Annotated in this window: 8 protein-coding genes and 1 pseudogene; 7 read left to right on the top strand and 2 right to left on the bottom strand. The window is 69.2% G+C overall.

Going from position 1 to position 9,207, the window contains the following annotated elements:
* Positions 1–446: succinate dehydrogenase hydrophobic membrane anchor subunit (locus NQ160_RS13060; RefSeq protein WP_257515659.1), on the bottom strand; the 446-nt coding region annotated here is incomplete at its 3' end.
* Positions 446–880, bottom strand: coding sequence for a succinate dehydrogenase, cytochrome b556 subunit (sdhC, locus tag NQ160_RS13065; RefSeq protein WP_257515660.1), 435 nt, complete (start codon positions 878–880; stop codon positions 446–448). The genes NQ160_RS13060 and sdhC, both read right to left, overlap by 1 nt.
* A gap of 180 nt (positions 881–1,060) precedes the next feature.
* Here sdhC and NQ160_RS13070 point away from each other — a divergent pair, with 180 nt between their 5' ends.
* From NQ160_RS13070 to NQ160_RS13100, 7 genes and pseudogenes are all read left to right on the top strand, one after another.
* On the top strand, positions 1,061–2,173 hold the full coding sequence (locus NQ160_RS13070; RefSeq protein WP_257514884.1) for a mannose-1-phosphate guanylyltransferase: 1,113 nt from the start codon (positions 1,061–1,063) through the stop codon (positions 2,171–2,173).
* Between the two features lie 134 nt (positions 2,174–2,307).
* Positions 2,308–3,423 (top strand): BMP family lipoprotein, encoded by a 1,116-nt coding sequence (locus NQ160_RS13075; protein WP_257515661.1) that lies wholly within the window; start codon positions 2,308–2,310, stop codon positions 3,421–3,423.
* A gap of 114 nt (positions 3,424–3,537) precedes the next feature.
* Positions 3,538–5,152, top strand: a pseudogene (locus NQ160_RS13080) (ABC transporter ATP-binding protein).
* Entirely contained in the window at positions 5,149–6,465 is a 1,317-nt protein-coding gene (locus NQ160_RS13085; RefSeq protein WP_257515662.1) for an ABC transporter permease, read from the top strand. Before NQ160_RS13080 ends, NQ160_RS13085 begins: the two are co-directional and overlap by 4 nt.
* Entirely contained in the window at positions 6,462–7,748 is a 1,287-nt protein-coding gene (locus NQ160_RS13090) for an ABC transporter permease (protein ID WP_257515663.1), read from the top strand. Before NQ160_RS13085 ends, NQ160_RS13090 begins: the two co-directional genes overlap by 4 nt.
* Before the next feature lie 7 nt (positions 7,749–7,755).
* Positions 7,756–8,157, top strand: coding sequence for a cytidine deaminase (locus tag NQ160_RS13095; RefSeq protein WP_257515664.1), 402 nt, complete (start codon positions 7,756–7,758; stop codon positions 8,155–8,157).
* A partial coding sequence (locus NQ160_RS13100; RefSeq protein WP_257515665.1) for a thymidine phosphorylase occupies positions 8,154–9,207 on the top strand: 1,054 nt, incomplete at its 3' end. The genes NQ160_RS13095 and NQ160_RS13100, both read left to right, overlap by 4 nt.

A 9,207-nucleotide genomic window follows, 5' to 3' on the forward strand; every position in this document is an offset into this window, starting at 1 on the left:
CACTTCTCGATCAGCCACTCGGTGGTGCTGTTCTCGATCCCGAGGCACGGGTCGAAGGTGAACACCACGAGCGTGCCCAGGACGATCATCAATCCGGCCGACAACCAGAGGGCCCACACCAGCACGCGGCGGGCCCTGGGGCCCGTGACGTAGTCGTTGACGATCGTGCGCATGCCGTTGGCGCCGTGGATGAAGGCGAGCCAGAGCATCAGCACGTCCCACCACTGCCAGAACGGCGAGGCGAACTTGCCGGCGACGAACGCGAAGTCGACGCCGTGGATGCCTTCGCCCAGCATGAGGTTCACGAACAGGTGGCCGAAGATCAGCACGACCAGCAGCACGCCGGAGACGCGCATGTAGATCCAGCCCCACTTCTCCAGGTTCGTGCCCTTCTTGCGGGGCGTGGAGTGCGGCGCGCGGGGCGCGGCGAGGGTGTCAGCGGTCATCAGTGGCCTCCCCATCCGGAAGCGAACACGATCGAGAGGTGGCGCACCGAGAACGGCACCAGGGTCACGAGCCACAGGGCCAGAACCCCCCACCAGAGCTGGCGCTGGTATCGGGCGCCCTTGGACCAGAAGTCGACGAGGATGATGCGCAGCCCGTTGTACGCGTGGTAGGCGACGGCCGCGACGAGCACGACCTCGCCGAGGCCCATGATCGGGTTCTTGTAGGTGCTCATGACGGCGTTGTACGCCTCGGGAGCCACCCGGATCAGGGCCGTGTCGAGCACGTGCACGAGCAGGAAGAAGAAGATCGCCACACCGGTGATGCGGTGCAGCACCCACGACCACATGCCTTCGTTACCGCGGTACAGCGTGCCGCGTGGCGTCTTCGATGTCGTCTCTTTCACCGACAGCGTGACGCGTGCTGGTGCAGCCACTTTCGTCCTCCATGGTCGACAGGGGGGAGGCGGACCGCTCACACGATCGGGGCGGGATCCGCATTGCGTCACAGGGGCGCGTCTTCCATCCTATTCCCGTGGATCGAACCCGGGCGACGAACGCCGGCCCTATCGAGCATGTTCAGGGGACGGATGCCGCGGTTCGCTAGCCTGAGCCTCATGGCAGATCCCCTTGCGAACTTCTACGCCGTCATCCCCGCCGGAGGCATCGGCAGCCGCCTGTGGCCGCTGTCGCGCGCCGACGCGCCGAAGTTCCTCCACGACCTGACGGGCTCCGGCCAGACGCTGCTGCGCGACACCTGGGATCGCCTCGAGCCTCTCGCGGGACCCGAGCGCATCGCGGTGGTCACCGGTCGCGCGCATCGCGCGGCGGTGGAGGAGCAGCTGCCCGGCATCCCCGACCGCAACGTCTTCCTCGAGTCCGAGCCGCGCGAATCCGCCGCCGCCATCGGGCTGGCCGCGGCCGTGCTGGTGCGCCGCGAGCCCGATGTCATCATCGGCTCCTTCGCCGCCGACCACGTCATCCGCGGCACGCGGACGTTCGAGTTCGCCGTGCAACAGGCCGTCGCCGTCGCCCGCGAGGGCTACATCTGCACGATCGGCATCCAGCCCTCCGAGCCGTCGGTGGGCTTCGGATACATCAAGAAGGACGGCGAGCTCATCGTCGACGGGGCGCCTGAGGCGGCTGTCGTCGAGCGCTTCGTGGAGAAGCCCGACCTCGACACCGCGAAGGAGTACTTCGCCGACCGCTCGTACCTGTGGAACGCGGGCATGTTCATCTCCCGCGCCGACGTGCTGCTGGCAGAGCTCGCCGAGAACGCACCGGAGCTGCACGCCGGCCTGCTGGAGCTCGCCGAGGCCTGGGACGACCGGGACCGCCGAGGCCCCGTCGTCGACCGGGTGTGGCCGGCACTGCCGAAGATCGCGATCGACTACGTCGTCGCCGAGCCGGCGGCCGAGAAGGGGCGGCTGGCGGTCATCCCCGGTCACTTCGACTGGGACGACGTCGGGGACTTCGCGAGCCTCGCCAAGCTCAACTCCCACGGGCGCAACGAGCTGGCGATCCTGGGAAAGAACGCGCGCATCCTCTCGGACGCCGCCAGCGGCATCGTGGTGAGCCAGACGTCGCGGGTCATCAGCCTCATCGGGGTGAAGGACATCGTGGTCGTCGACACCGAGGACGCGCTGCTGGTCACCACGAGCGAGCACGCGCAGCGGGTGAAGGGCGTCGTGGATGCCCTCAAGCTCACCGGTCGCGGCGATGTCTTGTGAGGTTTCTATGACGCGATGATTGCGTCTTTGTAACCTTTCGCCGTCTGGCCCGGATTCGGTCAAGGGCACCGCGTAACAGTCGGTAACTTTCACATGGCGCCGCGAAATCCGCGGGAGCCATCGTGGAGGCTGCTTTGACCATCTCGACCACCAAGAAGGTCCTCGGCGCGACCGGCGCCGCTGCGCTGCTCGTCGCCCTCGCAGGCTGCGGAAGCGCGCCCGAGGAGAACACCGGCGGCAGTGCCGCACCCGAGTCGGCAGACGACTTCAAGCCCTGCCTGATCTCTGACGAGGGTGGCTGGAACGACCGTTCGTTCAACCAGGCCGCCAAGGAAGGCATGGACCGCGCGCTCGAAGAACTCGACATCGAGGGCATCGAGATGGAGTCGGCCACCCCGAACGACTACGCGCCGAACCTCGAGACGCTCGTCTCCGAGGGCTGCACGTTCATCGTCTCGGTCGGCTTCAACCTCTCGGCCGCCACGGTCGAGTCGGCGCTGGCCAACCCCGAGATCGACTACGCGATCATCGATGACTGGGCCGACAACGACTTCGACGGCGCCACCGACGCCCCGAACATCAAGCCCCTCGTGTTCGACACCGCGCAGGCGTCGTACCTCGGCGGCTACGCCGCGGCGGCCTGGTCGGCGCAGAACGGTGTCAACAAGGTCGGCACCTTCGGCGGCATGCAGATCCCGTCGGTCGCCGTGTTCATGGACGGCTTCGAGAAGGGCGTCGACAAGTACAACGAGGACAAGGGCGCTGCCGTCGAGGTCTTCGGGTGGGACACTGCCGCGCAGGAGGGCCTCTTCACCGGTGGCTTCGCGGCGAACGACACCGCCAAGCAGACGGCGCAGGGTGTGCTCGACCAGGGTGTGGACGTCATCCTCCCCGTGGGCGGACCGATCTACCAGAGCGCGGCGGCGGCCATCGCCGACGGTGGCCTCGACGTCGTCATGGTGGGCGTCGACAAGGACCTGGCAGTCGCTGACCCCGACGTCACGGACGTGACCCTCGTCTCGATCATGAAGGCCATCGACGTGGCCGTCTACGACGCCACCCTCGAGGCCGCCGCGGGCGACTTCGACGTGGAGCCGTACGTGGGGACGCTCGAGAACGAGGGCGTGAAGCTCTCCGAGTTCCACGAGTTCGAGGCGGAGCTGCCCGAGGGTCTGGCCGACGAGCTGGCCGCGCTGCAGGAGCAGATCATCGCGGGCGACATCACGGTGGAGTCGCCGAACTCCCCGTGACCTTCTGAAGTCCGCTCGGGGCGAGCAGCGCACGTCGCTGCTCGCCCCTGAGCATGTTCCATGGACAGTGAGAGCCGTTTCCGCGCGGAGCGGCTCCTGGATTAGGGTGCAGTTATGAAGCTCGAGCTTCGCGGAATCACCAAGCGGTTCGGCAGCCTCGTCGCCAACGACCGGATCGATCTCACCGTGGAGCCCGGTGAGATCCATGCGCTGCTGGGCGAGAACGGTGCCGGCAAGTCCACGCTGATGAACGTCCTCTACGGCCTGTACCAGGCCGACGAGGGCGAGATCCTGCTCGACGGGGTGCCGCAGCACTTCCGCGGGCCGGGTGACGCGATGGCGGCGGGCATCGGCATGGTGCACCAGCACTTCATGCTGATCCCGGTGTTCACCGTCGCCGAGAACGTCATGCTCGGCCACGAGTCGACCAAGGGGCTGGGTGGGCTCGACCTCGCCGCCGCCCGCGCGCACGTGCGTGCCGTGGCCGACCGGTTCGGATTCGACGTCGATCCGGATGCCACCGTGGGCGACCTCCCCGTGGGCGTTCAGCAGCGCGTCGAGATCATCAAGGCGCTCTCGCGCGACGCCAAGGTGCTCGTCTTCGACGAGCCGACGGCGGTGCTCACCCCGCAGGAGACCGACGAGCTGATGACGATCATGCGTCAGCTGCGCGACGAGGGCACCTCGATCGTCTTCATCACCCACAAGCTGCGCGAGGTGCGCGAAGTCGCTGACCGCATCACCGTCATCCGCCTCGGCGCGGTCGTGGGGGGGGGCGCGCCCCCCCCCCCCCCCCCCCCCCCCGCCCCCCCCAAGGAGGGGGGGGCGGGGGCGGGGGACGGGCCGACCGCGCCGGGGCGCGGGCGCCGCCCCCCCCCCCCCCCCCGCCTCCAACACCGAGCTCGCCTCCCTCATGGTGGGCCGTGCGGTCGAGCTGACCGTGCAGAAGCAGCCGCCGCGCCTGGGCGAAGGAGGACTCGAGGTGCGCGACCTCCGCGTGCTCACCCACCACGGCGCCATCGTCGTCGACGCCGTCTCGTTCGACGTGCGCCCCGGTGAGGTGCTCGCGATCGCCGGCGTGCAGGGCAACGGCCAGACCGAGCTGGTCGAGGCCATCGTCGGCCTCGCCGGCCGCGTCGAAGGCTCCATCAGCCTCGACGGCACCGAGCTCGTGGGCCGGAGCGTGCGTGGCATCCTCGACGCCGGCGTGGGGTTCGTCCCCGAGGACCGCAACGAGGACGGCTTGGTGGGTGAGTTCTCCGTCGCCGAGAACCTCATCCTGGACCGCTCGTCCGACCGCGCCTTCGTGCGCTGGGGCACGATCATGCGCAAGACCCTCGACCGGTTCGCGCGCGACCGCATCGCCGAGTACGACATCCGCACGCAGGGCCCGCAGGCTCCCGCGGCGACCCTCTCCGGAGGCAACCAGCAGAAGGTCGTCATTGCCCGCGAACTCGATCGCGAGCTGCGGCTGCTGGTGGCCGCCCAGCCGACCCGAGGCGTCGATGTCGGCTCCATCGAATTCATCCACAAGCGCATCATCGAGACGCGCGACAGCGGCGTGCCGGTGATCGTCGTGTCGACCGAGCTCGACGAGGTGACCGCGCTCGCCGATCGCATCGCCGTGATGTACCGCGGCGCGATCGTCGGCGTCGTCCCCGGCGACACCCCGCGCGACATCCTCGGCCTCATGATGGCCGGCGCCAGCGACCCGGAGGTGGCAGCATGACCGGCACGACACCCGGTGCCGACGACGTGACACAGGGGCTGCCCCCCGAGCAGCTGCCTCCTGTCAAGAGCCCGCTGGCGGGGGAGCCCCAGGTTCCGCCGCCGCCGCGCACCAACGTCTTCATCAAGGACCTCCTGCGCGGCAGCGCGTTCACCACGATCCTCGCGATCGTGCTGGCGTTGGTCGTCGGCGGCATCCTCATCGCCCTCACCGACGAAGATGTGCAAGAGGCGGCCGGCTACTTCTTCGCCCGTCCCGGCGACACGTTCGCCGCGATCTGGAGCGCCGTCTACGGCGGCTACGAGGCCCTCTTCCGCGGCGCGGTGTTCAACCCGCGCGGGGCGGATTTCGCCGCGCAGATCCGTCCCTTGACCAGCTCCCTGGGGTTCGCAGCTCCCCTCATCGCCGCCGGACTCGGCGTGGCGCTGGCGTTCCGCGTGGGCCTGTTCAACATCGGCGCCCGCGGTCAGATGCTGGTCGGCGCGATCTTCGCGGCGCTGTTCGCCTTCAATCTCGACCTGCCGTTCTGGCTGCACATGCCGCTGACGATGCTCGCCGGCATCATCGGGGGCGCCCTGTGGGGCGGGATCGTGGGTGTGCTGAAGGCGCGCACGGGCGCGCATGAAGTGATCCTCACGATCATGCTCAACTACGTCGCCTACTACCTGCTGCTGTGGATGATCCGCACGCCCGGCCTGCTGCAGAAGCCGGGCACCAACCAGCCGATCACTTCGGCCACACCCGAGACGGCGCAGTTCCCCGAGCTCTTCGGGTCTGCCTTCCCGCTGCTGGACTGGGGCTTCGTGATGGTGATCATCGCGACGATCGCCGTCTGGTGGATCGTGGAGTTCTCCAGCCTCGGCATGCGCCTGCGCGCCGTGGGGGAGAACCCGCACGCAGCGCGCGCGGCGGGCATCAACGTCAAGCGCATCTACGTCTACGCGATGCTCTTCGCCGGAGGGCTGGCGGGCCTGGCCGCGATGAACCAGATCCAGGGGTCGGTGACCACCGGCTTCTCCGGTTCGATCGACGCCGGCATCGGCTTCGACGCCATCACCGTCGCCCTCCTCGGCCGCAGTCGCGCGTGGGGCACCTTCGCCGCCGGCATCCTGTTCGGCGCGCTGAAGTCCGGGTCCTTCTCGATGCAGGCGCAGGGGATCCCCGTCGACATCGTGCTGGTCGTTCAGGCGCTCATCGTGCTGTTCATCGCGGCCCCGCCGCTGCTGCGGGCGGTGTTCTTCCTGCCCAAGACCGAAGCGGAGAAGGCAGCCAAGGCCCGAGCCAAGTCAGCGAAGAAGGCGGTGGCCGCATGAGCGCGCTCGCTCCCACGGCGTCGAACCCCGGCGCCCTCCCGCTCGGCACGGTCAAGGAGCGGCACCTGAAGGTGCCGGTCGTCCTGGCCCTGGCCACGGTGCTGCTGGCTGCGCTGTTCTTCTTCGCCCCCCGCGACGGGATCAGCACCTTCCGGCTCGGCGACGCGTCGTCGGCGATCGCCCTTCCCAACGTGGAGCTGCCCACCGCCACCACCAGCTGGCTGCTCGTGGTGCTGCTGCTCGCCCTGACGGCATGGGCGGCGTGGGATGCCTGGTCGTACCGCCGCCCGCCGCTGTGGCTGGTCATCGTCTTCGCGGTGCTCGGGGTGTTCGCCTTCCTCGTGTGGGCGGCCGCGGGCGGACTCGTGCCGGTCACGGGGCTGCTGTTCGGGGCGATCTCCCTCTCGGTGCCGCTGGTCTTCGGCGCGCTGGGCGGGGTCATCGGCGAGCGGGTGGGCGTGGTCAACGTCGCCATCGAGGGGCAGCTGCTGCTGGGCGCCTTCTCGGCGGCGCTGCTTTCGAGCGTCACGGGCAACCCCTTCATCGGCCTGATCGGCGCGATGATCGGCGGTGTGCTGGTCGCCTTCGTGCTGGCCGCCTTCGCGATCAAGTACCTCGTCGACCAGGTGATCGTCGGCGTCGTGCTGAACGTGCTGGTCACCGGCCTGACCGGCTTCCTCTACGGCGCGCTGCTCGTGCCCAACGAGAACGAGCTCAACCAGCCCGTGCGCTTCACGCGGCTCGAGATCCCGCTGCTCAGCGATATCCCGATCATCGGACCGGTGCTGTTCAACCAGACGTTCCTGGTGTACCTCATGTACATCACCGTCGCCGTGGTGGCGTGGGGCCTGTACCGCACCCGCTGGGGCCTGCGCCTGCGCGCGGTGGGCGAGCACCCGCAGGCTGCCGACACCGTCGGCATCAAGGTCAACATGTCCCGTTTCTGGAACGTGTCGCTGGCGGGCGCCATCGCCGGCGTCGGCGGGGCGTACTTCACCCTGGTGTCGGTGCCGCAGTTCGGCAAGGAGATGACCGCGGGTCTCGGCTTCATCGCCCTGGCCGCGGTGATCTTCGGCCGGTGGGACCCCATCCGCGCCGCCCTCGCGGCGCTGCTGTTCGGCTTCGCCACCAACCTGCAGAATCTGCTGACGGTGCTGGGCACGCCGATCCCGAGCGAGTTCATGCTCATGCTGCCCTACGTCGTCACCATCATCGCCGTGGCCGGTTTCGCCGGCCAGATCCGCGGACCCGCGGCAGCCGGCAAGCCGTACATCAAGGGATGACATCGACATGACCGACATCGATTGGGACCATCTCCGCGCCGTCGCGACGGAGGCCATGGAGCGGGCATACGCCCCCTACTCCCGGTATCGGGTGGGCGCCGCCGCGCTCGTGACCGACGGGCGGGTGGTGGCCGGCTGCAACGTCGAGAACGCGTCCTACGGGGTGGGCCTGTGCGCAGAGTGCGCCCTCGTGGGTGACCTGCAGATGTCCGGCGGCGGCCAGCTCGTCGCGTTCGTCTGCGTCAACAACGACGGCCAGACGATCATGCCGTGCGGACGCTGCCGTCAGCTGCTCAATGAATTCGCCCTGCCGGGCATGCTGCTGGAGACCGTCTCCGGCATCCGCACGATCGACGAGGTCCTGCCCGACGCGTTCGGGCCGCGCGACCTCGAGGAAGTTTCACGATGACCACCGAGAACGAACCGTTCGACGCCGTCGACGTCATCCGGGCCAAGCGTGACGGGGGCGCCGTCCCCGAGCCCGCACTGCGCTGGATGGTCGACGCCTTCACACGCGGCTACGTCGCGGAATCGCAGATGGCCGCCTTCGCGATGGCGGTGCTCCTCAACGGCATGCAGCGCGACGAGATCCGCGTTCTCACCGACGCCATGATCGCCTCGGGTGAGCGCATGAGCTTCGCCGCCCTCGGCAAGCCGACCGTCGACAAGCACTCCACCGGCGGTGTCGGCGACAAGATCACCCTCCCGCTCGCGCCGCTCGTGGCATCCTTCGGCGTCGCCGTACCGCAGCTCTCGGGACGCGGCCTCGGTCACACCGGAGGGACGCTGGACAAGCTCGAGTCGATCCCCGGCTGGCGCGCAGCCCTCACCAACGACGAGCTGTTCGCGCAGCTGCGCGACATCGGTGCGGTCATCTGCGCTGCGGGCTCGGGCCTGGCCCCCGCCGACAAGAAGCTCTACGCGCTGCGCGATGTCACCGGCACCGTCGAGGCCATTCCGCTCATCGCGTCGAGCATCATGTCGAAGAAGATCGCCGAAGGCACCGACGCGCTCGTGCTCGACGTGAAGTTCGGCGGCGGCGCGTTCATGCGCGATGTCGAGAAGGCCCGCGAGCTCGCCCGCACGATGGTGGCGCTCGGCACCGACTCGGGCGTCGCGACCACTGCGCTCCTCACCGACATGAACACTCCGCTCGGCCTCGCGATCGGCAACGCCAACGAGGTGCGGGAGTCCGTCGAGGTGCTCGCCGGCGGCGGCCCCGCCGATGTGGTCGAGCTCACCGTGGCCCTCGCCCGCGAGATGCTCGCCCTCGCGGGCCAGCCCGACGCCGACGTCGAAGCGGCGCTGCGCGACGGCCGGGCGATGGACACATGGCGTGCCATGATCCGCGCCCAGGACGGCGACCCGGACGCACCGCTGCCGGTCGCCCGCGAGACCCACACCGTCACCGCGACCGCCGGGGGCTTCGTCACCCGTCTCGACGCGCTCCCCTTCGGGA

It is taken from the genome of Microbacterium sp. zg.Y909 (assembly GCF_024626565.1).

Coding starts and splice junctions, on each gene's coding strand:
- NQ160_RS13085 (WP_257515662.1), top strand. CDS start 5,149: ATGACCGGCACGACACCCGGTGCCGACGACGTGACACAGGGGCTGCCC.
- NQ160_RS13090 (WP_257515663.1), top strand. CDS start 6,462: ATGAGCGCGCTCGCTCCCACGGCGTCGAACCCCGGCGCCCTCCCGCTC.
- NQ160_RS13070 (WP_257514884.1), top strand. CDS start 1,061: ATGGCAGATCCCCTTGCGAACTTCTACGCCGTCATCCCCGCCGGAGGC.
- NQ160_RS13095 (WP_257515664.1), top strand. CDS start 7,756: ATGACCGACATCGATTGGGACCATCTCCGCGCCGTCGCGACGGAGGCC.